The following is a 22,249-nucleotide window of genomic DNA, read 5'->3' as shown; positions in this document are numbered from 1 at the left end:
GGGGCGGGCGTCAGGCGCGCGCGAGGGCGGCGCTGACGACCGCGTCGATGAGCGACTCGGCGCTGCGTTCGCGGGCGACGACGTCGACGCGGAGGCCGAACTTCGCCGCGTCTCGCTGGGTCTGCGGGCCGATCGCGGCGACGAGCGTCGAGTCGGGAAGCGGGCCCAGCTGCTGCTGCACCTGCTCGGCCACGCTGCCCGAGGTCACGAGCACCGCGTCGACGTTGCCCGCGCGCACATCGTCGGCGACCTTCTGCGAGACGGGCACGCCCACCGTGCGGTAGGCGACGACGGCCTCGACGTGGTGGCCGATGCGGGCGAGCCCGATCGAGAGCACCTGCTTCGCGATCGCCGAGCGAAGCGCGAGCACGCGCAGGCCCTTCTCACCTTCGGTCGCCGCCTCCCACTCCTCGAGCAGCCCGCGCGCCGAGTTCTCTTCGCTCGGCACGATGTCGACGTGGTACCCGGCGGCCACGAGAGCGGCGGCGGTCGTCTCTCCGACCGCGGCCACCTTCGTCGTCGCCGGGATCGCCGCACCGTAGGACGAGAGCACGTCGACGGTCGTCGCGCTGGTCACGGTCACCCAGTCGAACCCGCCGTCGGCGAGCTTCTTGAGCGCCGCCTCGAGCGCGGGCTGGTCATCGGTCGGCGCGAAGTTGATCAGGGGCGCGACCATCGGCGATGCACCGCGCGCACGGAGCGAGGCCGCGACGCTGTCGCCCCATGGCCCGCCGCGCGGAACGAGGACACGCCAGCCGGCGAGCGGCTTGGGCAACGGGATCTGTCCCGTCGTCGTCTCGTAATCGGTCACCGGTTCTCCTCGGGTGGTGCGAGTTCCGCGGCGCCGTTGCCAAGGAGTTCTGCGACGGCGCGGGACGCGACATCGCGGGCCGCCTCCGCCAGGTCGGCGGCCGAACGGCTCTCAGGGGTCGCGGCGTGCGAGCTGACCAGCTGCCGCGTTCCGTCCGCACTGTACACCGTCGCCGTCAGGAACAGAAGTTCGTCCTCGACGAACGCGGCGGCCGCCACGGGTGCCGTGCACCCCGCCTCGAGACCGGCGAGCACCAGCCGTTCGGCGAGCACCGCGGCGCGGGTCAGCGGGTGGTCGATCTTGTCCAGAGCCCGCTCGAGGTCGCGGTCGCCACGCTCCCGGCGCACCTCGATCGCGAGCGCGCCCTGACCCGGCGCGGTGGGCCACATCGCGAGCTCGAGCAGCTCGGTCACGGCCTCGAGACGGCCGAGCCGGCCGAGCCCCGCTGCCGCGAGCAGCACCGCGTCGAGCTCGCCGCTCGCGACCTTGCCGAGCCGCGTGTCGACATTGCCGCGGAGGTCGACGACCTCGAGGTCGGGTCGCGCGGCGAGGAGTTGTGCCATCCGCCGCGGCGAGCCCGTGCCGACGCGTGCCCCCTCGGGCAGCGTCTCGAGCGTGAGCCCGTCGCGGGCGCAGAGCGCGTCACGCGCATCGGCCCGCTTCGGCACCGCGCCCAGCCTGAGCCCCTCGTGCTCGGCCGTCGGCAGATCCTTGAGCGAGTGCACGACCAGGTCGCAGTCGCCCGCGAGCAGCGAGTCGCGGAGCGCCGTGGCGAACACCCCCTCGCCGCCGATCTCGCTGAGCGAGGCGCGCGACGTGTCGCCGCGCGTCGTCACCGGCACCAGCTCGATCTCGGCGCCGCCCGCGGCCTTCGCGATGCGCTCGGCGATGGCCGTCGTCTGCGCCATCGCGAGCGCGCTGCCACGCGTGCCGACCCGGATGACACTCACGGCGCGATCCCGGCGAGGGCCGGGCGGAAGCCCAGCCGTACATTCTCACAGCACCCGGGACGGCACACGTCGTACCAGGGCCCGAGCTCGGTCACGGCGGGCCGCTCACCGACCGGCGTCCCGTGCACACGCTCGAGCACGAGGTCGACGAGACCGGCGACGTACGCCGGGTGGGTGCCGGGCGTCGGCACCCGAACTGCGGCGATCCCGGCCTCGTCGGCCGACTCGAGCGCCTCGTTGTCGAGGTCCCAGAGCACCTCCATGTGGTCGCTCACGAAGCCGAGCGGGACGATGACGACCGCTTTGCGGCCGGCGGCGGGCAGCTCCGCGATCACGTCGTTGATGTCGGGCTCGAGCCACGGCATCGACGGGGGGCCACTCCGCGACTGGTACACGAGCTGCCACGGGACATCCGGCGCCCCCGCCTCGCGCATGACGACCTCGGCGACCGCCAGATGCTGAGCCGCATAGGCGCCGCCCTCGCCGAAGCCCCGCTCCGCGGGGCCCGACTTCGCGGCGTCGGTCGACGGGATGGAGTGCGTCGCGAACAGCACCTCCACCTCGGTGGCCGGGTCGAGGCCAGGGACCTTCGTCTCGAGCTCGGCGAGGCCGTCGCGCACACCCTCGATGAACGGCTGCACGAAACCGGGGTGGTCGAAGAACTGGCGCACCTTGTCGATCTGCACGACGTCCGCGAGACCGGTGTCGGCGATCGCGTCGGCGAAGTCCTCGCGGTACTGCCGGCAGCTCGAGTACGAGCTGTACGCGCTGGTCGCGATCGCAATGAGCTTGGTGAACCCGCGCTCGTTCGCCTCGTTCAGGGCGTCGTTGAGATACGGGTCCCAGTTGCGGTTGCCCCAGATCACCGGAAGGTCGACGCCGCGCCGCGCGAGCTCGGCCTCGAGCGCGACCTTGAGGTCGCGGTTCTGCTGGTTGATGGGGCTGACGCCACCGAAGTGGCGATAGTGGTGCGCGACCTCTTCGAGCCGCTCGTCGGGGATGCCGCGGCCGCTCGTCACATTGCGAAGGAAGGGGATGACCTGGTCCTGGCCCTCCGGTCCGCCGAAGCCCGCGAGCAGGATCGCGTCGTACGCCACGGGCTCGGTGACGTGCTCGGGGCCGGGCTGGGCGGCCGGCGTCGCGCCGGGCACGACGGCCCCGGGCGCGCACGGGGCGGATGCGGCGGGAGCGGGCTTGCGGCCCCAGTGCGCGGGCCGCTGGTCGGCCGAATGGGTGGCGCGCTCGGCGGAGTCCGCGCCGGTCGAGCCGAGGTTCGCGGCGGCCATTACTGCAGCACCTCGACGACCTCGGCGGTGGTCACTCGACGGCCGGTGAAGAAGGGGATCTCCTCGCGAACGTGCATGCGCGCATCGGTCGCCCGGAGGTCGCGCATCAGGTCGACGAGCTCGGTGAGCTCGTCGGCCTCGAGCGGGAGCAGCCATTCGTAGTCGCCGAGCGCGAACGCGGACACGGTGTTGGCGAGCACCCCACGGAACGCGGCACCCTTGCGGCCGTGCTCGGCGAGCATGCGGCCGCGCTCGGCCGGGTCGAGCAGATACCAGTCGTACGACCGGTTGAACGGGTAGACCGTGAGCCAGCCCTTGGGGTCGATGCCGCGCAGGAACCCGGGCACGTGGGCCTTGTTGAATTCGGCGTCGCGGTGCACGCCCATCGCGTTCCAGGTCGGCAGCAGCGCGCGCAGCAACCGGGCACGCCGTAGCTGGCGAAGCGCCCACTGCAGCCCCTCGGCGTTCGGGCCGTGCAGCCAGAGCATGAGGTCGGCGTCGGCGCGCAGCCCGGAGACGTCGTAGAGCCCGCGGACGACGACGCCCTCGGCTTCGACCGTCGCGATCACGCCGTCGAGCTCGTCGACCACGCGCGGCACGTCGTGCCCGTCGAAGTCGTCGGGTCGGGCGGGGTCGCGGCGGAGCACCGCGAAGAGCGTGTAGCCCTCGGGCGACTGCTCGGGTTCGGATTCGGGACGGAGCTCGTCGGCTGCCGCTTCGGCAGCGGGGGAAGACATGCCAACAGTCTCCCCCTTTCCGCTGGATCGGCCAAAAAGGACTGCATCAGCCAATACGGCGAACGCCGCCCGCACTCGCGGGCTCCCGACGCGGCTCCCGGCGCCCGCTACTCGACCTGCGGCTCCGGCACGCCGTCGCCGGTCGCCGCGAGCGCGTCGAGGAAGCGGACCACGACCTCGCGCTCGGCGGGCTCCAGCGCGGCCGCGACCGCGAACCGCCGGGCGTGCTGGCGGCCGACGGTCTCTCGGGCGTCGTGCCGGGTGTGCTCGGTGACGGTGAGGGCGAGCGCACGCCGGTCGGTCGGGTGCGCGCCGCGCGTGACGTGCCCGCCGCGTTCGAGCCGGTCGAGCAACTTGGTCGTCGCCGCGCTCGAGATCCCGAGATAGGCGGCGAGCGCGCCGGGTGTCGCGACGGCGCCCTGGTTGCGCGCGGCGATCAAGAATCGGATGGCCCGCATGTCGGTGTGGTTGAGGCGCATGTAGCGCTCGGAGGCCGCGCTCATGCGCGCCGCCGCGTCGTGCCATCGCTGCAGGCTCTCCATGACCCGGACGACGTCGGCGACCTCGTCGTCGGTCATGCCCGCACGGGGGACGAGCGCTTCGTCGCGGTCGGTGATGCGGGGGTCGTGCATGGCGGCCGCGATGGGCATACGCCGCTCCCCCATGTCAACCATAGGTTTGATTCTATCGGCCCCGGTTGGTATCTCGCTAAGCTAGCTTTCACTCGCACTGCCTGTTGAGGGGAGCGCCGATGCGCAGCGAATCCATCGAAGAGGTCGTCTTGCTGGACGAGTTCGACCGCCCCATCGGCACCGCGCCGAAGTCGAGCGTGCACGGCGCCGACACCGCTCGGCACCTGGCCTTCTCGTGTCACGTGTTCAACGATCGCGACGAGCTGCTCGTGACGCGGCGCGCCCTGACGAAGCAGGCCTGGCCCGGCGTCTGGACCAACTCGTTCTGCGGCCATCCGGCGCCGGCGGAGCCGCTCTTGCACGCGATCCGCCGCCGTGGCGAGTTCGAGCTCGGTCTCCGGCTGAGCGAGGTCGAGCCGGTGCTGCCGAGCTTCCACTATCGGGCGACGGATGCCTCGGGCATCGTCGAGCACGAACTCTGCCCGGTGTACACGGCGCGGACCGACTCCGTGCCCGAACCGCACCCGGGCGAGGTGGTCGAGTTCGCCTGGGTCGAGCCCGAGGCGCTCGCGGCCGCGGTGCGCAGCGCACCGTGGGCGTTCAGCCCGTGGCTCGTGCTGCAGGCACAGCTCCTGCCCTTCCTGGGCGGAAGCGGGTCCCTCGAGAGCGGCGCGCTCGACGAGTCGCACGGTCCCAGAGCGATCGCGTCATGACGAGCTTGCTCCTCGGCGCCCCTCCCGGGCACGCGACCGACGACCTCGCAGCGGTCGACGAGCACCTCGAGACCTTCTTCACCCGCGCCATCGCACGGGCGGGCGCCCATGGCGACGCGTACCGCCGGCTCTGGTCGGCGACGCGCGACGCAGCACAGGGCGGCAAGCGCGTCCGGCCACGGCTCGTCCTGGCGGTGCACCGGGCGTTCGAGGGCGACGACCCGGCATCCGCGGTGGCGACGGCGGCCGCGTTCGAGCTGCTGCACACCGCCTTCCTGATGCACGACGACGTGATCGATCACGACGACGTGCGCCGAGGCATCCCGAACGTGACCGGCCGCTTCGCCGCCGAGGCCGCGGGCCGTGGCGCGTCGGCGGCCCGCGCGCGCGAGTACGGCGAGGCGTCCGCGATCCTTGCCGGCGACCTGCTGATCAGCGCGGCGCATCGCATGATCGCCGGACTCGACGTGCCGTTCGCGCGGCGCGAGGCGCTGCTCGAGCTCGTGGACGAGTGCGTCTTCCTCGCCGCGGCGGGCGAGCATGCCGATGTCCGGTTCACCCTCGGCGAAACCCCCTCGGCCGGTGACATCGTCTCCATGATCGAGAACAAGACGGCGTCCTACTCGTTCAGCGGGCCGCTCCGGGCCGGCGCGATCCTCGCGGGCGCGTCACCCGACACGGTCGACGGGCTCGGCGAGGTGGGTGCGCATCTCGGCGTCGCCTTCCAGCTCCGCGACGATGTGCTCGGCGTCTACGGCGAGCGCGAGGTCACGGGCAAGACGACGATCGGCGACCTCCGCGAGGGCAAGGAGACGTTGCTGATCGCCTTCGCGAGAGCGGATGCCTCGTGGGCGGCCGTGTCCGGCCGCTTCGGCCGACCCGATCTGGACGAGGCCGACGCCGAGCTGCTGCGCGCCGTCATCACGTCGAGCGGTGCGCACGATCGCGTCGAGGCGCTCATCTCGGGGCGGTGCCGGTCGGCGATCGACCTCGTCGAGCGTGCCGGGCTGCCGCCGGCGCTCGCCGACGAGCTCACGGAGGTCGCGCGCGGGTGCGGGGAGCGCGACCGATGACCGCGACGACCGGTCTCGCGCTGTACGACGAGGTCGCCCGCCGGGGATCGGCCCGCGTCATCTCCGCGTACTCGACGTCGTTCGGTCTCGCGAGCCGGCTGTGCTCGGCCCCGGTGCGGGCGCACATCGCCGACGTCTACGCGCTCGTGCGCGTGGCCGACGAGGTGGTCGACGGTCCGGCCGAGGAGGCCGGGCTCGACGCGGCGGCCCGCCGCGGCATGCTCGACGCCCTCGAGGCCGAGACGGAGCAGGCGATCGGCTCCGGCTACAGCTCGAACCTCGTGGTGCACGCCTTCGCCCGCACGGCCAGGGCCACCGGCTTCGGCTCCGAGCTCACCCGGCCGTTCTTCGCGTCGATGCGCGCCGACCTGGAGCCGGTCGACTTCGACGACGCGGCCTTCCGCGAGTACGTGTACGGATCGGCCGAGGTCGTCGGCCTCATGTGCCTCCGCGCCTTCGTCGCGGGGCTGCCCGCCGACGCCGAGCGCGACGAGCGGTGGGCCCGGGGGGCCCGTCATCTCGGCGCGGCGTTCCAGAAGGTGAACTTCCTGCGCGACCTCGCCGAGGACTACGCGGACCGCGGACGGCGGTACTTCCCCGGTGTCGATCCGCGACGACTGACCGAGGCCGACAAGACCCGCATCCTCGACGACATCGATCGCGACCTCCGGATCGCGGGTGAGGTGATCCCCGAGCTTCCCGGTGGCTGCCGTCGCGCGGTGCAAGCGGCGCACGCGCTGTTCGCCGAGCTCGCCGCACGCCTGCGCCGGACTCCGGCCGCCGACGTGCTCGCCGCGCGGGTGCGCGTGCCCGCACCGCGGAAGCTTCTGCTGCTCGCCCGCGCCGCCGCGGGCCGACCCCGCGGAGCGTCGACGTGAGCCGCGTCGTGGTCATCGGCGGCGGCATCGCCGGGCTCGCGTCCGCGGCGCTGCTGGCTCGCGACGGACACACCGTGACCCTCGTCGAAGCCCGAACCGAGCTGGGCGGCCGGGCCGGGCGGTGGGAGTCCGGCGGGTTCCGGTTCGACACCGGACCCTCGTGGTACCTCATGCCCGAGGTGTTCGAGCACTTCTTCCGGCTCATGGGCACGAGCACCGCGGCCGAGCTCGACCTCGTGCGGCTCGACCCCGGCTACCGCGTGTTCTTCGAGGGCACCGGCTTGGAGAGCACCGGCTTCGAAGACACCGGCTTCGAGGGAGGGCACGTCGAGGCAGCGCCCCCGCCCGTCGACGTGCGCGCCTCGCGCGAGGCATCCGTCGCGCTCTTCGAATCGATCGAGCCGGGCGCGGGCGCCGCACTCGAGCGCCACCTCGACTCGGCCGACGAGACGTACCGGCTCGCCATGTCGCACTTCCTGTACACCGACTTCTCCGCGCCCGGCGCGCTCCTGCGCCGGTCGGTGCTGCGCCGGGCCGGCCGGCTCGTGCGCCTGCTCGGCGAGTCGCTCGACCGGTACGTCGGCCGCTCCTTCCGCGACCGCCGGCTGCGGCAGATCCTCGGCTATCCCGCGGTGTTCCTCGGCAGCTCGCCGTACGACGCACCGAGCATGTACCACCTCATGAGCCGGTTCGACCTCGCCGACGGCGTGTTCTATCCGATGGGCGGGTTCGGCGAGGTGATCGACGCCGTTGCACGGCTCGCGACCGCGGCGGGCGTCGAGATACGCACCGGTGCCGAGGTCGTCGCGATCACGACCGCCGGCCGGCGAGCGACCGGCGTCCGGGTCCGCACCCCCGACGGCCGGGAGTCGTCGCTGAAGGCCGACGTCGTCGTGTCAGCCGCCGACATGCACCACACCGAGACCGCGCTGCTGCCTCGGGAGCTGCGCAGCCACAGCGACGCCGCGCTCGAACGACGCAATCCCGGCCCCGGCGCCGTACTGGTCATGCTCGGCGTCCGCGGTCGCCTGCCGCAGCTCACGCACCACAACCTGCTCTTCACGGCCGACTGGGAGGACAACTTCCGCCGCATCTTCGGCGTCGACGCGTCGGTGCCCGATCCCGCGTCGCTCTACGCGTGCATGCCCAGCGCGACGGATGCCTCGGTGGCACCGCCCGGCTGCGAGAACCTGTTCCTGCTCGTGCCGGTCCCCGCCGACACCTCCATCGGCGGTGGAGGCGTCGACGGCGATGGCGACCCGATGGTCGAGCGCATCGCCGACGCCGCGGTCGCACAGCTCGGGGCGTGGGCCGGCATCCCCGACCTCGCCGACCGGATCGTCGTCCGCCGCACGATCGGGCCGGCCGACTTCGCCTCGTGGTTCCACTCGTGGCGCGGTTCCGCGCTCGGCCCGGCGCACACGCTGCGGCAGAGCGCGTTCTTCCGCGGGCGCACGGCGTCGCGCACCGTCGACGGCCTGTACTTCGCCGGCGCCACCACGATCCCCGGCATCGGGCTGCCGATGTGCCTGATCAGCGCCGAGCTCGTGGCCAAGTCGCTGCGTGGCGACCGTTCGACCGGGCCGATGGCCGAACCGCGCGCCGACCTCGCGAGCGCATGAGCTTCGTCTATCTCGCGGCGCTCCTGGTCTCGATCGGGTGCATGGTGCTGCTCGACCGGCGCTTCGCGCTGTTCTTCTGGCGGGCGCCGGGCCGCGCAGCGGCCGTGCTCGGCGTCGGGGTCGCGTTCTTCCTCGCGTGGGACGTGGCCGGCATCGCGCTCGGCATCTTCTTCCGCGAGGTCAACGACATCTCGACCGGGCTGCTCGTCGCCCCGCAGCTGCCGATCGAGGAGGTCGTGTTCCTCACGTTCCTCTGCTACCTCACGATGGTGCTCTACACCGGATGCCTCGCGTGGCGGTCGCACCTCGCGGCCCGCCGTCCGCGGTCGCGGGAGACGACACCGGAGGGTGCCGCCGATGCGACGGGCCGCGCACGCGGGACCCGGTCATCGCGTGCGGCGGGCGAGCAGGGAGCGTCGGCCGGGCTGCGCTCACCGCGGTCGTCGAGCGGGTCGCCCGCTGCCCCCCGGCCGGGTACGCCGAGCGCGCCCGACGGACCGAACCCTCGAGCGGACGGGGGTACGGCGTGACGTACATCCTGCTCTGCGCCGGGTTCGTGGCCCTCGCGCTCGTGGTCGCCCTCATCGCGTGGCGGCGCGCTCCGCGCAGGCACGCCTGGGCGCTCGCGCTGAGCGCCGCCGCGCTCGTCGTGCTGACCGCGGTCTTCGACAACGTGATGATCGCCACCGGCCTGTTCGGGTACGCCGACGCCCACATCTCGGGTGTGCGCCTCGGGCTCGCGCCGATCGAGGACTTCGCCTACCCGATCGCCGGCGTGCTGCTGCTGCCGGCCCTCTGGATCCTGCTCGGCCGACGGGGCGGGGCTTCGGCGTCGGGCGAGACATCCGGCGACCACGAGACATCCGCAGCCGGCGAGGCATCCGCTGCCGGCGAGGCATCCGTCGACGGGAGGCGAGCGCATGGCGACGCGCGCGACTGACCGGCGGAGCTTCGCCGCCGACCTGCTGGTCGCGTCGCGACCGCTGAGCTGGATCAACACGGCGTTCCCGTTCGCGGCCGCGTACCTGCTGACGACACGGGAGATCGATGTCGCACTGATCGTCGGAACGCTGTTCTTCCTCGTGCCGTACAACCTCGCGATGTACGGCATCAACGATGTGTTCGACTACGCGTCCGACCAGGCGAACCCGCGCAAGGGCGGCGCCGAGGGCGCCCTGCTCACCCCCGCGCGCCACCGGGCGACGCTCATCGCGGCCGTCGCCGCGTGCGTGCCGTTCGTCGTCTGGCTCGTCGTGCTCGGCGGGCCGGCGTCGTGGGCGGTGCTCGCGGTGAGCCTGTTCGCGGTCGCCGCGTACTCGGTGCCCGGGCTGCGGTTCAAAGAGCGGCCCTTCCTCGACTCGCTCACCTCGAGCGTGCACTTCGTGAGCCCCGCGGTGTACGGGCTCGTGCTCGCCGGCGCGACGTTCACGCCGCAGCTGATGGCGCTGCTCGCGGCGTTCCTCGCCTGGGGCATCGCGAGCCACGCGTTCGGCGCCGTGCAAGACGTCCTGCCCGACCGCGAGGGCGGCATCGCCTCGATCGCGACCGTGCTCGGTGCCCGCTGGACCGTGCGCTTCGCGATCGCGATGTGGCTCGTCGCGGCGCTGCTCATGCTGCTCACCGCGTGGCCCGGACCGCTCGCCGCGCTGCTCGCCGTGCCCTACGTCGTGGCCGCCTGGCCGTTCCGCAGCGTCACCGACCACGACTCGGGCGCCGCGAACCGCGGCTGGCGCCGCTTTCTCGCGATCAACTACGCGGTCGGATTCCTCGTCACCATGCTGCTCATCTGGTACGCGGCGCTCACCGCGTGACTCCGACGGCGCAGGGTGTTGCTCGCGAGGTGAGCCCACCGGGTGGGCTTCGTCGGATCAGCGGGAGATCTCTCTGCGGTGCCCGATGCGAAGGACGAGTACGACGATCCGGTCGTCGTGGATCTCATACACGACCCGATAGTCCCCGGTGCGAACGCGCCATGCGCCCCCGCTGTTGACGAGCTGCTTCGCTGCTGGGGGCCTCGGGGTCTCAGCCAAGAGCTCGATCGCCGCCTGCACGCGGCGCCGAGCGTGGGGATCGAGCTTCCGCACCTCCCGCCGGGCCGCAGGAGCCAGCTCGATACGGTAGGTCACGACAGACCGAGCTCCGCCTTGACCTCCTCCCAGGGGACGGGCAGCGCCGACGTCTCCTCCATCTCGCGGCGAGCGATGTGTGCCGCTTCGGCATCATCGAGGTCCTCGAGCCGCTCCACCATGCGCTCGAACGCCTCGGCGTCGACGATCACGGCCACCCGACGCCCGTGTCCTGTGAGGAACACGGGGTCATGAAGCAGATGTGCGTGATCCACGAGTGCGCCCAGATTCTGCTTCGCGTGCGAGATGGTCACGACATCGTTCATGGACGAAGTGTGCCATTCGACCTAATTGACCTTTTTGCGAGCTGTGTGATCGCGGAGAGCTACGTGAGCCGGTAGAAGCGGAAGGCGGCGAAGTCGTCGATCGGCAGGATCTCGACGAGCGTGTACCCCCTGCGGATCGGCCTGACACACGAAGAGTGGGGCGACGAGCTCACGGTCCCGGACCCGTTCGGGAACCGACTGATCTTCCTTACCCCTCGGTAGCGACGCGGCGGCCACGGCCAGCGATTGGGGCCGTATTCCAGTCCGGCTCGCACCGTGAGGCAGCAGCGTGGGGAGCTGCCCACCGCGGGGTCCCGCCGGGGAGAGTCCCGGCGGCCGAGGGCGGCGAGGTGTGCACCGAACGGTGACGCTCGTCGCCGGACGGGCGACGGTCACAAACGGCCGGTGCCTCTGGTGAGACGGGGCGGGATCGGCAGGATGGGCGAGATCGGGGGATGGGCGAGATCGGACGGGACGGGACGGCTGCGACGGTCGCAGCTGCCGTACAGCAGGACACCGTTTTCGAGGTCGGTGGGCGTGGTCGCGAACCCATCACTCAATGTGGCGAGCTTCGGCAAAGGTGATGCTCATGCCGCTGTCCGCGCGGTCGCCCTCGCGCTCGGCGTGGGCGCTCTGACGTTCGCGGGCAATCCAGCGCCGACCCATGAGCATGCCTACGGCTCCTCCACAAGCCCGTACACCTCAAGGTTATCCACATGTTGATTGCCTGATCGGACCGAATTTTCGCGCGAGGGTGAATGTCGGTGGGTCGGTGGATACTGGTGCGCATGACGATCTCTCCGCTTGACCGGTTGCACACCGATCTCGGTGCGCTCGCGGTGGTGTGGGCGCAGGCGCAGCCTGCGTTCGGGGTCGCGAGTGCTGCCGGTGCGGGTGGTGGCGGCGGTACCGCCGGCCGTTCCGGTGCGGGTGCGGGTGCAGGTGGCCGTGGAGGTGGTGGCGGTGGCCGTTCCGGGGCCGGCGCCGATGCTGGACCGGGTGGCGATTCGGGCGGCGGTGGTGGTGTGGATGGCTTCGCGGCGTTGAGTGGGCCGGGGTTGGTGCGGGTGGTCGAGGGTGCGGCGCGGTTGAAGCGGTCGGTGGAGGCGTTTCTGGCGCTGGCTGGTGCTGAGGTCGCGGCCCGGTCGGCGCCGGAGTTCGGGGCTGAGAGCTTGGCGAAACAGTACGGGCACTCGAGCCCGGCGAAGCTGGTCGCGGCGGTGACCGGGGGTGGGCAGGGTGAGGCGTCCCGGTTGCTCGCGGTCGGTGAAGCGACCCGGCGCCGGGAGTCGTTCACGGGTGAGGTGTTGCCGGCGAAGTTCGCGTACGTCCGGGCGGGGCTTGATGCGGGGGTGTTGAGCATTGAGGCGGCGAATCTGATCACGGGCATGCTGGCCCGGGTCGAGCTGCGCGCCGACCCTGGACGGTTGGCCGCGTGTGAGCAGAAGCTGGTGCAGGTCGCGGCCGGGCAACCACTGTCCCTGGTCGGCCGGGCAGTCAAAGCGGCCGAAGCGCAGCTCGATGCCGGCGGTCTGGCACGGGCCGATGCGCGGATGCATGCCGAGCGGTCGGTGACGTTCCGCGAAGACGCCGACGGGGTGTTCCATCTGCGAGCCCGCCTCGACCCGGTCACCGCGGCGCCGGTGAAGGCGGCGCTGGACGCCCTGGTCAGCGACGCACTCCGCCGACGCGGGTCAGGCCTGGCGGCTGCCGCCGGCGCGGCTCGTGCTGCGCAGGTGGGACGCGGCACCGATGCCGCCGAGGTCTACACCCGTGACGGGGTCCGGGGCATGAACGGTGCCCCCGGCACGAGCTTTGATGGCGACGACGGTGTCGGCGGCGGTGGCGGCGGCACGAATGATGGCGGCGGCACAAACGGCGACGGCGGCACGAACGGTGACGGTGACGGTGACGGCGTCGTTGGTGACAGTGGCGGTGACGGCGGCACGAACGTGGGCGATTGTGGTCCGGGTGCGGGTCCGGTGGTCGAGGACAGGCGGTCGATCCCGCAGGTGCAGGCCGACGCGTTGGCCGAGCTGGCGCGGCACGCACTGGGCTGTCAAGCCGCACCCGGATCGGTACCCTCCACCACGATCGTGGTCCGCATGAGTCTCGACGCGCTCCGCGACGGCGTAGGAACGGCGGAGATCGACGGCATCGACCGGCCGATCAGCGCAGCCGCGGTCCGCAAGCTCGCCGCCGACGCCGAACTCATCCCCGCCGTGCTCGGCGCCGACAGCGTCCCACTCGACCTCGGCCGCAGCACCCGCCTGTTCACCCGGTACCAACGCATCGCGCTCATGGAACGCGACGGTGGGTGCGCGTCCTGCGGGGCGAACATCACCTACGCCGAAGCGCACCACATCGACTGGTGGTCCACCGGCGGCACCACCGACCTGAGCAACGGGGTCATGCTCTGCGCCAGCTGCCACCACCAGATCCACGACCAAGGCTGGCAAATCCGCATCACCGGGCGCGACCGACGCGGACAGGTCTGGTTCATCCCACCACCACACCTCGACCCGAAACAGACCCCCAAACTCGGCGGCAAAGCCCGCTTCACCCCCACACCAAGCGCCCCACCACAATCCGACGCTGCTCCCGCAACCGAACCGCGAGGCCACCCGAACGACGACGCGGGCGTGCGCAGACCCGCTCGAGGCCGAACCCCCGCATGAAGCACCGTGACACGCACACCGTACGTCGCCGTCATACGACGCCAACGGGCACAGCAGGCGCATGGCACTGCAGCCACACGGCACAGCAGGCGCATGGCACTGCAGCCACACGGCACAGCAGGCGCATGGCACTGCAGCCACACGGCACAGCAGCCGCACGGCCACCACCCCACGCACCCCGCCCACACAACCACCCGCCCACCCCACGCACCACATACCACCCCCACGCACCACGTACCACCCCCACGCACCACGTACCACCCCCACATCGGCGTCGTGAGCGCGACCTACCCGCCTGAGCTGCACGGCTCCGGATCGAAGCAGCCTTCGAGATCGAGACCACAGCAGATCGGGGTGATCAGGTCGAGCGGAGCACGCGAGCCGGCGGGAGACGGGCCTTAGGTGAGGGCGTAGAAGCGGAATGCGGCGAAGTCGTCGATCGGCAGGATCTCGACGTCGGCGAAGCCGGCTTCGGAGGCATAGCGTGCGAGGGTCGCGGGGCGCATGACGGTACCGGTCGCGGCGGAGCCCTCGGCGGAGCGGCTGTCGGGCAGACAGATGAAGAGGCTGTAGCCGTACATCACGCGCTCGGTCTCGTCGCCGTTCGGCGTGAACCGCTCGGCGACCGCCTCGTCCATGACGACGAGCGGGGCGCCTGGCCGCAGTGCGGCGCGGATCGACCTGAGCACCTCGACCGGGAACGGCATGTCGTGCAGCGCCTCGAAGATGAACGCCGCATCGAATCCCTCCCCCTGTGCGCTCCGCTCGCGCTCGGCGATCTCCTCGCCGCCGGCGAGATGGAATCGCACTCGGTCGGCGAGGTCGGCCGCATCGGCAGTACGCCGGGCTGCCTCGACCGACGGTGCATCCACGTCGAAACCTTCGACGGATGCCTCGGGGTACGCGCGCGCGAGCGCGACCGACGACCATCCGTACCCGCAGCCGACATCGGCGAAGCGGGCTCCCGGACGCGCGAGCATCCGGTCGAGGTCCGGCACGGAGGCGAGCGCCTCGCCGAGCCGCTGCTCGAACCAGGGCCGGTTGATGTCGGCCTGCGCCTCGCGCCCGTCGTCGCCGAAGTCGTTCCACGAGATGCCGTCGCCCGTGCGATACACCGCCGCGAGCTCGGGAAGGCGCACAGCGCCGATCATGCGCGCGAGCGGGGCGAGGAAGTTCAGCGATCCGGAGTCGGTGAGTACCTCGGCGTGCGCCGCGGGCAGCTCGTATCGGCGTCGCTCGCCGTCGTCCGCGTCGCGCTCGACGCTCAGGATTCCGCTCGTCGCCTGCTGCTCGAGCCATTCGCGCGCGTATCGCGCATCCGTGCCCGTACGCCGAGCGAGTTCCGCGGCCGTCGCGGGACCATCCGTGGCGAGCGAGCGGTACCAGCCGAGCCGCTCGCCCAGATACACGCTCGCCATCTCGAACGCTCCGAGCGTCGAGGCGAACAGCCGGCCGGCGAACGCCTGCGCGTCCGTGGCGTCGAACTGCGTGGTCATGATCGCGCCCTCCCGCGGGGCGACCCGCTCGGCGACCCCGCCCACTCGTGACCCCCGCCCACTGGTGACACTATGCCCGCCGACGACACGGCGGAACCCCTTCGCGCCACGAACCGAGCACACACACACCTCGCCGGGAGGGCGGGCCGGCGTGAGGAGGCGGGTCAGTCGCCGAGCAGCAGCGCGGTCGAGTGGGCGAGGTGCTCGTGCACGGCGTCCGCACCCCGCTGCTGCACGTCGGTCAGCAGCGCGCGGTGCTCGTCGACCAGCTCGGTGAGGCTGTAGTGCGGCCGCACGTGCAGCAGGAACAGCAGGAGCTCGCTCTTCAGCGCCTCATGCGCCTCGACGATGCGCGCATTCCCGGAGGCCGAGACGAGCGCCGCATGGAAGTCGGCGTGCGCGCGTTCGACGGCGAGCCAGTCGTCCGAATCCGCGGCGGCGAGCCGGGCGAGGCGGGTGAGCGCCTGCTTGGCCGGCGCCGTCACCGCGGGGGGCCACCCGGAGCCGAACCGCGCATTGGCGATGCGCACCGCCTCGGACTCGAGGGCCGCGCGCAGCTGCTGCATCTCGAGGATCTGCGCGGGGTCGAGTTCGGCGACGCGGACACCACGGTAGGGCAGCGCGACGAGGATGCGCTCGGCCGCGAGCCGATTGAACGCCGTACGCACGGTGTGCCGCGAAGCTCCCACCCCGTCTGCGATCTGTTCCTCGCGCAAGGCCACACCGAGCGGTATCCGCCCGCTCAGGATCTCGTCCCGCAGCAGATCGGCGACCCGATCGACGACGGTGAGCCGGACCAACGGGGTCGCCTGCACCATGATGCGCTCCGCTCTCTCGGCCAGGACGCGCTATGGCCTGGTGACGTTCCGGACGATGAGCCAGACGACGCCGCCGACCGCGATCGCGACGCCCGCGGCAGCCGCAGCGGCCGCGACCGGTTGCTCTTTGGCGAACCGTCTGAGCTTGACCTTCGTGCGCGCGCTCGCGCGCGACACCTGCTTGGGCACGTTGAGCTTGTCCTCGAGGGCGTTCAGCGTCGACGCGAACTCGGCACGCGCGCGCTCGGAGTTGATGCGCGCCTGCACGCGCGACACATTGCGCTCATGCGTCTTCTGATCGCGCTTCGACCGAGGGGCGGCGGGGCGGGGGGCGTCAGTCGCGGTCATAGTCGCCGGTTCCCTTCACGACATCGAGGTCTTTGCGCAGACTGTCGATCGACTCGAGCGGTGCCGCGCCGCGCTTGAAGTTGAGGATCGCGACCCCGACCATGATCGCGATGATGAGCAGCAGCACACCCGACACGGTCAGCGCGGCCGCCCAGGCCGGCATGACCAGCGCGAGCGCGAGGATCCCGGTGGCGATGAGGGTGCCCAGGAGGAACACGCCGACGAACGCCGCAGCCGCGATCAGCCCCGCACCGATGCCGAAGTGCTTGAGCTTGTAGGAGATCTCGGCCTTGATCTGATCGATCTCGGCGCGCACGAGCGTCGAGACCCGGTCGGGGAGCTCACCGATCAGGGTGAAGAGGGAGCGTTCGTCGTTGGTGGGATCGGCCATGACCGATCGCCTCCTCTCGGGGTCAGGAGTCGGATGCGGCGGACGTGCCCGAGCTCGACGACGAGCCGTTGGCCTTGGACCCGGTGGCCTTGGAGCCGTTGGCCTTCGCCCCGTTGGCCTTCGCACCGTTCGAGCCGTTCGACTTCGCAGCCGTCGACTTCGCAGTCGTCGACGCCGTTCCGTTGGACTTCGACGTCGTCGACGCCGTCGCGCCGGCTCGTGCCGGAGCCGGCTTCGCGGCCCGGTTCTTCGAGGTCTGGTTGCCGATGAGCTGCTTGACACCGTCGAGCACGGTCTCCGATACGTCGCCGAGCTTCGAGGCGGCGAAGTCCTTCACCGTGTCGACACCCTGCTGGACCGCCGGCTGGTTCCAGACCCGGTCGGCCGCTCGCGCGATCTGCTCATAGCGTTCGCGACCGGCGCGGGTGCCGAGTACGTAGCCGACGCCGAGCCCGACGACGAAGAGAAGCTTGCCCTTCATGTCCTCCCCAATCCTGCCGTGCACGCGGCACGACACCTCCCAGAGTAGACCCCGGCTCGGGCCGTGCAAGGGGGTTGCGCAGAAGTATTCCGCTCCGGCTATGCGTCGGGGTCGCCCTCGGCCGCCGCGCGGTCGCGCACGGCGAGATGACGGATGCGCGAGGCGGCCTCCATCGCGTGCGGCACGACCGACGCCAACCCCGTTCCCGAGAGCCACGACCCGGTGACCTCGAGGCCGGGCACCGCGGCCACGGCCTCCTCGGCCGCCCGGACTCGGTCGAGCTGCCCGAGCGCCGCATGCGAGAGCGCATCCCGCCACGGCGTACGGCCCGAGTCCACCAGCATCGACCCGTCGAGCGGCACGCCGGTCAGTGCCGACGCATCCGCGATCGCCAGCTCGGCGACCTCGGCGTCGCTGCGGCCGTCGAGCGGGTTCGGGCTGCCCGCGCGGCCGTAGGAGAGCCGCACGACCTGGTGCGGCGCGGCCGCCTCGGCCACCCACGCCCACTTCGCACTCGAGTGGGTGAGTGCCTTCGCCGCAACGCCCGGCGTGTCCGCCGCGACGAGCACGCCGGTTCCGCGCGGCGCGGCGGCGAGGGCGGGCGCGTCGAGCACGAGGGTCACGAGTTCGACGGATGTCGCGCCAGGGGCTTCGGATACCTCGGCCCAGCCGTCGACCGTGGTGGCGAGCAGCGGACGAGCGGCGTGTGCGGGCGTCGCGACGATCGCATAGGCGGCCTCGACGGTCAGGTCAGCTGCGCCGGGTTCACCGGTGCCCGGTTCACCGACGCCCGGTCCACCGACGCCCGGTTCACCGGTGCCGACACGGGCCGTCGCTCGCCAGCGCGGATGCTCCGCGGCCTCACCGTCGCGGGCGAGCGCGACGACCTCGGCCGACGTGATCACCGTCACGTCGAATCGGGCGAGCTCGGCGAGCAGGGCGTCGACGAGGCGGTGCATGCCGCCCCGCAGCCCGAGGACTGCGCTCCCGGCACGGCGCGTCTCCACCAGCTCGCCGACCCCGCCCGACAGCGAGCCTGCCCGCGTCATCGCCTCGTTGAGCCCCGGGGCGACGACGTCGAGGTCGAGGTCGTCGGGGTTCGCCGAGTACACGCCCGAGCTGATCGGCGTCACGAGCCGGTCGAGGACCTTCCGGCCCATCCGCTTGCGCACGAGCGCCCCGAGGCTCCTCGCCCGGCCGATGCGCAGGATCGGCATCAGCCGATCGAGGTAGGCGCGGCTCGCGCCGCCCCAGCCGATGATGCGACGCACGTCGTCGCCGAGCGGATTCGCGGGGATGCCGAGCATGCCGGTCTTCGGCAGCGGCGCGGCCGCGACGGCGCCGTTCTGTCCCGGCATGGCGAGCCACGCGCCGGCCGGATTCGGCGTCACGATCTCCGACTCGAGGCCCAGCTGCCCGATCAGCTCGGCGACGCTGCCGCCGCGCGTGGCGAACGACTCGGCGCCCGAGTCGAGCGTGAGCCCCGCGAGCTCGATCCGGCCGACGCAGCCGCCCGGGTTCGCGGCACGTTCGAGCACGGTGACCGACAGGCCCAGCCGCCCGCACTCGAGGGCAGCCACCAGCCCCGCCACTCCGCCACCGATGACGACGACCTCCGACCGCACCTCGTTCACGCGGCCGCCTCGTGCACGAGCTCGACGATGCGCGTGAGCGCGGTCGGGTCGGTCGCGGGCGGCACGCCGTGGCCGAGGTTGAAGACGTGGCCGGGTGCGACCGCTCCGCGCGCGAGCACGTCGCGCACGGCCCGATCGAGCACCGGCCAGGGGGCCGCGAGCAGTGCCGGATCGAGGTTGCCCTGCAGCGGAACCCCGGCACCGACGCGCTCGGCGGCGACATCGAGCGGTACGCGGTAGTCGACGCCGACCGCATCGGCGCCCACCCCGCGCATGGCGCCGAGCAGCTCGCCGGTGCCGACTCCGAAGTGCACCACGGGCACCGACCGGGTCGCCGCTCCGGTGCCGTTCGAGACATCCGTCGCGGCGTCCGTCGCCCCGGCGTCCGTCGCCCCGGTATCCGTCGAGTACGCGAGGTCGTGCACGAACGACAGTGCCCTGGCCGACGCCGGCGCGACCAGCTGCTCATAGTCGGCGAGCGAGAGTGCGCCGGCCCAGGAGTCGAAGAGCTGCGCGGCCGATGCGCCGGCGAGCACCTGCGTGCGCAGGAACCGACCGGTGAGCTCGGCCGTCCAGTGCATCAGCGCCCGCCAGGCGCCCGGGTCGGCGTGCATGAGGGTCCGGGCGGCGAGGTGGTCCTTGGACGGCCCGCCCTCCGTGAGGTAGGCGGCGAGCGTGAACGGCGCGCCCGCGAACCCGATGAGCGGCGTGGCGGTGCCCGAACCGTTGTCGATCGCGTTCAGTTCGGCGACCGTGCGCCGCACGGCCTCGGCGATCGGCGCGGCCGCCTCGTCGAGGTCTGCGGGATCGATCGCGGTGAGCTCGGCGACGGCCGAGGCATCCGCATAGGCCTTGCCGAAGACGGGGCCGCGGCCCGGCTGGATCTCGACGTCGACGCCGACGAGCTTCAGCGGCACCACGATGTCGCTGAAGAAGATGCCCGCGTCGACGCCGTGGCGGCGCACCGGCTGCAGGGTGATCTCGGCCGCCATCGCCGGGTCGAGGCACGCGTCGAGCATGCGGGTGCCCACGCGGAGCTCGCGGTACTCGGGGAGCGACCGGCCGGCCTGCCGCATGAACCAGACGGGCGTCGTGTCGCTGCGCTCGCCGCGGTAGGCCCGCACGAGTCGGGAGTCGCTGGTGCGGCCGGCGGCGAGCGGGTGCTGCGGGGGAAGGATCACCCGTCCATTCTTTCAGTGTGCACGTCCTCCCAGGTGAGGGGAGCCTGACTGGACGGCGTTTTTACCCCGGGTAGAATCGATGCGTGCTCATTTGCCTCACTGCGAGCCACAAGAACGCCGGCTTCGACATGCTCGAGCGTCTTTCGACGACCGCGGGCGGAGCGGGCCCCCGCATCCTCGCCGGTCACGACGCCGTGCACGGCGCCGTCGTGGTCTCGACGTGCAACCGCTTCGAGGCCTACCTCGACCTCGCGACGCCCGACGGGGAATCTCCGGTCGATGCCGTGCACGGCGCGATCCGCTCGGTCGGCGAGGTCGCCGGCCTCGAACCCGACGAGCTGCGCAGCACGTTCGACTTCGCGCACGGCAATGCCGTCGCCGCACATCTGTTCGCGGTCGCCTCAGGCCTCGAGTCCGTGGTCGTAGGCGAGGGCGAGATCGCGGGTCAGGTGCGCCGGTCGCTCGAGCACGCCCGCAGCGAGGGCACCACGTCGCCCGAGCTCGAGCGCCTCTTCCAGCGCGCGTCGCAGACCTCGCGGTCGGTGAAGAACCACACCGGCATCGGCAGCGAGGGCCGTTCACTCGTGCGCCTCGCGCTCGACCTCGCGGAGAGCCGCATCACCGACTGGTCCGGCACGCGGGTGCTGCTCGTCGGCACCGGCCGCTACGCCGGCGCGTCGCTCGCCGCGCTCCGCGATCGCGGCGCGAGCGACATCGCGGTCTACTCGCCGTCGGGTCGGGGATCGAAGTTCGCCGCCTCACACGACGTGCCCTCGATCGACCGGGCCGACTACGCACGGTCCGCAGCCGAGGCCGACGTCATCATCACGTGCACCCTCGCCGAGCACTTCGTCGTCGACCGTGCGGTACTCGCGTCCGGACGCGAGCAGCTCGCGGTCGAGACCGCACCCGTGCGCACGCTCGGCGGCGCGGTCGTGCCCGAGCCCGAGGCGGAGCGCCGCCAGCTCGTCATCGATCTCGGACTGCCGCGCAACGTCGCCCCCGACATCGCCGAGATCACCGGCGTCGAGCTGCTCGATCTCGAGACCATCAAGATCCACGCTCCCCTCGAGGAGTTCGCCGCGACCGACGCCGCCCGCGATCTCATCCGCGCCGCCGCGCGCGACTTCGGCGACGCCGGGGAAGAGCTCGACCTCGCGCCCACCGTGGTCGCGCTGCGGAAGCACGTGTACGACGTGCTCGATGCCGAGATCGCGCGCGCTCGCGGCCGCGGCGACGACGGCGTCACCGAGGCCGCCCTCCGCCACATGGCCGGCGTGCTGCTGCACACGCCGATGGTCCGTTCACGCCACGCGGCACGCGCCGGTGAGCAGCGTGCCTTCATCGACGCCGTCGAGACGCTCTTCGGCGTCACGGCCGAGGCGCCGGCTGTGAGGGATGCCTCGGCGGAACCGCGCGCGGCGACGGCGATGCCTGAGGCGGATGGCTCGGATCGCCGTGCGGGCTGATCCGCCCGCCCTCACGCTCCCCTACGACGCCACCCCGCTGGACACGGCGCCGATCACGACCGAGCGGCTCGTGCTCCGCCCGCTGCGCGAGGACGACGCCGAAGACGTGTGGCGGTACCAGCAGCTTCCCGAGGTGCTGCGGTACATCCCGTGGCCGGCGTGGTCGAAGCACGAGGGCCTGGCGCACACGCGCAAGCGCGCCGCCTGGCGCCGGCTCGAAGCCGACGGCGACGCGGTCATCTTCGCCATGCAACTGCCGGACGACTCGACCGAGCCGGGCCGGGTGATCGGCGACGTGATGCTGCGGGTCGATCGCGCCGAGCACGCGGGGCTCGAGATCGGCTGGGTCGTGCACCCCGCGTTCCACGGCCTGGGCCTCGCGCGCGAGGCGGCGAGCGCGGTGCTGTCGTTCGCGTTCGCCGAGCTCGGCGCGCACCGCGTCCAGGCCACGCTCGACGCCCGCAACGAGGCATCCGCCCGCCTCTGCGAGCGCCTTGGCATGCGACTCGAGGCGACCTTCATCCAGGACTGGTGGATGCGCGGCGAATGGACCGACACCGCGATCTACGCGACCCGCACCCCTCCCGCCGCCGACTGAAGCGGAGGGTACTACTCAACGAAGTTGCGAGTGTCCTGAGCGTGCGATTCGCTGAGGGCGC

The 22,249-nt window shown here is 72.1% G+C and carries 24 protein-coding genes; 10 read left to right on the top strand and 14 right to left on the bottom strand.

The features are described 5' to 3' along the window. Positions 1-10 precede the first annotated feature (10 nt). The 5 genes from QU602_RS01640 to QU602_RS01620 form a co-directional block, all read right to left on the bottom strand. The gene (locus QU602_RS01640; RefSeq protein ID WP_308798399.1) at positions 11-811 is read right to left on the bottom strand and encodes a uroporphyrinogen-III synthase; all 801 of its coding nucleotides are present in this window, start codon (positions 809-811) and stop codon (positions 11-13) included. Next, complete coding sequence (hemC, locus tag QU602_RS01635; protein ID WP_308798398.1) at positions 808-1,761, bottom strand: hydroxymethylbilane synthase; 954 nt, start codon at positions 1,759-1,761, stop codon at positions 808-810. Before hemC ends, QU602_RS01640 begins: the two co-directional genes overlap by 4 nt. Next, on the bottom strand, positions 1,758-3,047 hold the full coding sequence (locus tag QU602_RS01630) for a ferrochelatase (RefSeq protein WP_308798397.1): 1,290 nt from the start codon (positions 3,045-3,047) through the stop codon (positions 1,758-1,760). Before QU602_RS01630 ends, hemC begins: the two co-directional genes overlap by 4 nt. Next, on the bottom strand, positions 3,047-3,784 hold the full coding sequence (gene hemQ / locus QU602_RS01625; protein WP_308798396.1) for a hydrogen peroxide-dependent heme synthase: 738 nt from the start codon (positions 3,782-3,784) through the stop codon (positions 3,047-3,049). The genes QU602_RS01630 and hemQ overlap by 1 nt, the downstream gene beginning before the upstream one ends. A 107-nt stretch (positions 3,785-3,891) precedes the next feature. Then, complete coding sequence (locus tag QU602_RS01620) at positions 3,892-4,458, bottom strand: MarR family winged helix-turn-helix transcriptional regulator (protein WP_308798395.1); 567 nt, start codon at positions 4,456-4,458, stop codon at positions 3,892-3,894. A gap of 77 nt (positions 4,459-4,535) precedes the next feature. Between QU602_RS01620 and idi the strand changes: the two genes are divergently transcribed. From idi to QU602_RS01585, 7 genes are read left to right on the top strand one after another with little or no spacing between them, the layout of a single operon-like run. After that, entirely contained in the window at positions 4,536-5,129 is a 594-nt protein-coding gene (gene idi, locus QU602_RS01615; RefSeq protein WP_308798394.1) for an isopentenyl-diphosphate Delta-isomerase, read from the top strand. Next, positions 5,126-6,202: a polyprenyl synthetase family protein gene (locus QU602_RS01610; protein WP_308798393.1), complete on the top strand. Its 1,077-nt coding sequence runs from the start codon at positions 5,126-5,128 to the stop codon at positions 6,200-6,202. The genes idi and QU602_RS01610 overlap by 4 nt, the downstream gene beginning before the upstream one ends. After that, the gene (locus tag QU602_RS01605) at positions 6,199-7,080 is read left to right on the top strand and encodes a phytoene/squalene synthase family protein (protein WP_308798392.1); all 882 of its coding nucleotides are present in this window, start codon (positions 6,199-6,201) and stop codon (positions 7,078-7,080) included. The genes QU602_RS01610 and QU602_RS01605 overlap by 4 nt, the downstream gene beginning before the upstream one ends. Beyond that, positions 7,077-8,702 carry a phytoene desaturase family protein gene (gene crtI / locus QU602_RS01600; protein WP_308798390.1) on the top strand — a complete coding sequence of 542 codons (1,626 nt, stop codon included), beginning with the start codon at positions 7,077-7,079 and terminating at the stop codon, positions 8,700-8,702. The genes QU602_RS01605 and crtI overlap by 4 nt, the downstream gene beginning before the upstream one ends. Beyond that, positions 8,699-9,232: a lycopene cyclase domain-containing protein gene (locus tag QU602_RS01595; protein WP_308798389.1), complete on the top strand. Its 534-nt coding sequence runs from the start codon at positions 8,699-8,701 to the stop codon at positions 9,230-9,232. The genes crtI and QU602_RS01595 overlap by 4 nt, the downstream gene beginning before the upstream one ends. Continuing rightward, the gene (locus tag QU602_RS01590) at positions 9,229-9,642 is read left to right on the top strand and encodes a lycopene cyclase domain-containing protein (protein WP_308798388.1); all 414 of its coding nucleotides are present in this window, start codon (positions 9,229-9,231) and stop codon (positions 9,640-9,642) included. The genes QU602_RS01595 and QU602_RS01590 overlap by 4 nt, the downstream gene beginning before the upstream one ends. Further along, positions 9,623-10,513: a prenyltransferase gene (locus QU602_RS01585; RefSeq protein WP_308798387.1), complete on the top strand. Its 891-nt coding sequence runs from the start codon at positions 9,623-9,625 to the stop codon at positions 10,511-10,513. The genes QU602_RS01590 and QU602_RS01585 overlap by 20 nt, the downstream gene beginning before the upstream one ends. Before the next feature lie 57 nt (positions 10,514-10,570). Here the strand turns inward: QU602_RS01585 and QU602_RS01580 are convergent, their stop codons facing one another. Both QU602_RS01580 and QU602_RS01575 read right to left on the bottom strand, forming a co-directional pair. Further along, the gene (locus tag QU602_RS01580; RefSeq protein ID WP_373692961.1) at positions 10,571-10,786 is read right to left on the bottom strand and encodes a type II toxin-antitoxin system RelE family toxin; all 216 of its coding nucleotides are present in this window, start codon (positions 10,784-10,786) and stop codon (positions 10,571-10,573) included. A gap of 38 nt (positions 10,787-10,824) precedes the next feature. Then, on the bottom strand, positions 10,825-11,094 hold the full coding sequence (locus tag QU602_RS01575) for a type II toxin-antitoxin system Phd/YefM family antitoxin (protein ID WP_308798385.1): 270 nt from the start codon (positions 11,092-11,094) through the stop codon (positions 10,825-10,827). Positions 11,095-11,882: 788 nt separating this feature from the next. On the opposite strand from QU602_RS01575, the gene QU602_RS01570 reads away from it, so the two are divergent. Continuing rightward, positions 11,883-13,772, top strand: a complete 1,890-nt coding sequence (locus QU602_RS01570; protein ID WP_308798384.1) for an HNH endonuclease signature motif containing protein — start codon at positions 11,883-11,885, stop codon at positions 13,770-13,772. Between the two features lie 398 nt (positions 13,773-14,170). On the opposite strand, the gene QU602_RS01565 is transcribed toward QU602_RS01570, so the two are convergent. From QU602_RS01565 to hemE, 7 genes are all read right to left on the bottom strand, one after another. Continuing rightward, the gene (locus QU602_RS01565; protein ID WP_308798382.1) at positions 14,171-15,268 is read right to left on the bottom strand and encodes a class I SAM-dependent methyltransferase; all 1,098 of its coding nucleotides are present in this window, start codon (positions 15,266-15,268) and stop codon (positions 14,171-14,173) included. Positions 15,269-15,432: 164 nt separating this feature from the next. Continuing rightward, positions 15,433-16,086: a GntR family transcriptional regulator gene (locus QU602_RS01560; RefSeq protein WP_308798380.1), complete on the bottom strand. Its 654-nt coding sequence runs from the start codon at positions 16,084-16,086 to the stop codon at positions 15,433-15,435. A 30-nt stretch (positions 16,087-16,116) separates the two neighbouring features. Then, positions 16,117-16,434, bottom strand: a complete 318-nt coding sequence (locus QU602_RS01555; RefSeq protein ID WP_308798379.1) for a DUF3618 domain-containing protein — start codon at positions 16,432-16,434, stop codon at positions 16,117-16,119. Continuing rightward, on the bottom strand, positions 16,421-16,825 hold the full coding sequence (locus tag QU602_RS01550) for a phage holin family protein (protein ID WP_308798378.1): 405 nt from the start codon (positions 16,823-16,825) through the stop codon (positions 16,421-16,423). The genes QU602_RS01555 and QU602_RS01550 overlap by 14 nt, the downstream gene beginning before the upstream one ends. 22 nt (positions 16,826-16,847) lie before the next feature. After that, complete coding sequence (locus QU602_RS01545; RefSeq protein ID WP_308798377.1) at positions 16,848-17,306, bottom strand: YtxH domain-containing protein; 459 nt, start codon at positions 17,304-17,306, stop codon at positions 16,848-16,850. Positions 17,307-17,404: 98 nt separating this feature from the next. Then, on the bottom strand, positions 17,405-18,940 hold the full coding sequence (locus QU602_RS01540) for a protoporphyrinogen/coproporphyrinogen oxidase (protein WP_308798376.1): 1,536 nt from the start codon (positions 18,938-18,940) through the stop codon (positions 17,405-17,407). Then, the gene (gene hemE, locus QU602_RS01535) at positions 18,937-20,121 is read right to left on the bottom strand and encodes a uroporphyrinogen decarboxylase (RefSeq protein WP_308798375.1); all 1,185 of its coding nucleotides are present in this window, start codon (positions 20,119-20,121) and stop codon (positions 18,937-18,939) included. The genes QU602_RS01540 and hemE overlap by 4 nt, the downstream gene beginning before the upstream one ends. Positions 20,122-20,204: 83 nt before the next feature. Here hemE and QU602_RS01530 point away from each other — a divergent pair, with 83 nt between their 5' ends. Further along, entirely contained in the window at positions 20,205-21,590 is a 1,386-nt protein-coding gene (locus QU602_RS01530; protein ID WP_308798374.1) for a glutamyl-tRNA reductase, read from the top strand. After that, the gene (locus QU602_RS01525; RefSeq protein ID WP_308798373.1) at positions 21,565-22,188 is read left to right on the top strand and encodes a GNAT family N-acetyltransferase; all 624 of its coding nucleotides are present in this window, start codon (positions 21,565-21,567) and stop codon (positions 22,186-22,188) included. Before QU602_RS01530 ends, QU602_RS01525 begins: the two co-directional genes overlap by 26 nt. Positions 22,189-22,249: the final 61 nt, after the last annotated feature.

Origin of the sequence: Agromyces protaetiae (assembly GCF_030866785.1) — a bacterium.
Taxonomy (GTDB): domain Bacteria; phylum Actinomycetota; class Actinomycetes; order Actinomycetales; family Microbacteriaceae; genus Agromyces; species Agromyces silvae.
This window is presented reverse-complemented; position numbering and strand designations above follow the sequence as displayed.

Bases quoted from the DNA above. Each gene is read 5' to 3' on its own strand.
- QU602_RS01630 (WP_308798397.1), bottom strand. From the start codon at position 3,047: ATGGCCGCCGCGAACCTCGGCTCGACCGGCGCGGACTCCGCCGAGCGC.
- hemQ (WP_308798396.1), bottom strand. From the start codon at position 3,784: ATGTCTTCCCCCGCTGCCGAAGCGGCAGCCGACGAGCTCCGTCCCGAA.
- QU602_RS01620 (WP_308798395.1), bottom strand. From the start codon at position 4,458: ATGGTTGACATGGGGGAGCGGCGTATGCCCATCGCGGCCGCCATGCAC.
- idi (WP_308798394.1), top strand. From the start codon at position 4,536: ATGCGCAGCGAATCCATCGAAGAGGTCGTCTTGCTGGACGAGTTCGAC.
- QU602_RS01610 (WP_308798393.1), top strand. From the start codon at position 5,126: ATGACGAGCTTGCTCCTCGGCGCCCCTCCCGGGCACGCGACCGACGAC.
- QU602_RS01605 (WP_308798392.1), top strand. From the start codon at position 6,199: ATGACCGCGACGACCGGTCTCGCGCTGTACGACGAGGTCGCCCGCCGG.
- QU602_RS01595 (WP_308798389.1), top strand. From the start codon at position 8,699: ATGAGCTTCGTCTATCTCGCGGCGCTCCTGGTCTCGATCGGGTGCATG.
- QU602_RS01585 (WP_308798387.1), top strand. From the start codon at position 9,623: ATGGCGACGCGCGCGACTGACCGGCGGAGCTTCGCCGCCGACCTGCTG.
- QU602_RS01575 (WP_308798385.1), bottom strand. From the start codon at position 11,094: ATGAACGATGTCGTGACCATCTCGCACGCGAAGCAGAATCTGGGCGCA.
- QU602_RS01570 (WP_308798384.1), top strand. From the start codon at position 11,883: ATGACGATCTCTCCGCTTGACCGGTTGCACACCGATCTCGGTGCGCTC.
- QU602_RS01565 (WP_308798382.1), bottom strand. From the start codon at position 15,268: ATGACCACGCAGTTCGACGCCACGGACGCGCAGGCGTTCGCCGGCCGG.
- QU602_RS01560 (WP_308798380.1), bottom strand. From the start codon at position 16,086: ATGGTGCAGGCGACCCCGTTGGTCCGGCTCACCGTCGTCGATCGGGTC.
- QU602_RS01555 (WP_308798379.1), bottom strand. From the start codon at position 16,434: ATGACCGCGACTGACGCCCCCCGCCCCGCCGCCCCTCGGTCGAAGCGC.
- QU602_RS01550 (WP_308798378.1), bottom strand. From the start codon at position 16,825: ATGGCCGATCCCACCAACGACGAACGCTCCCTCTTCACCCTGATCGGT.
- QU602_RS01545 (WP_308798377.1), bottom strand. From the start codon at position 17,306: ATGAAGGGCAAGCTTCTCTTCGTCGTCGGGCTCGGCGTCGGCTACGTA.
- QU602_RS01525 (WP_308798373.1), top strand. From the start codon at position 21,565: ATGGCTCGGATCGCCGTGCGGGCTGATCCGCCCGCCCTCACGCTCCCC.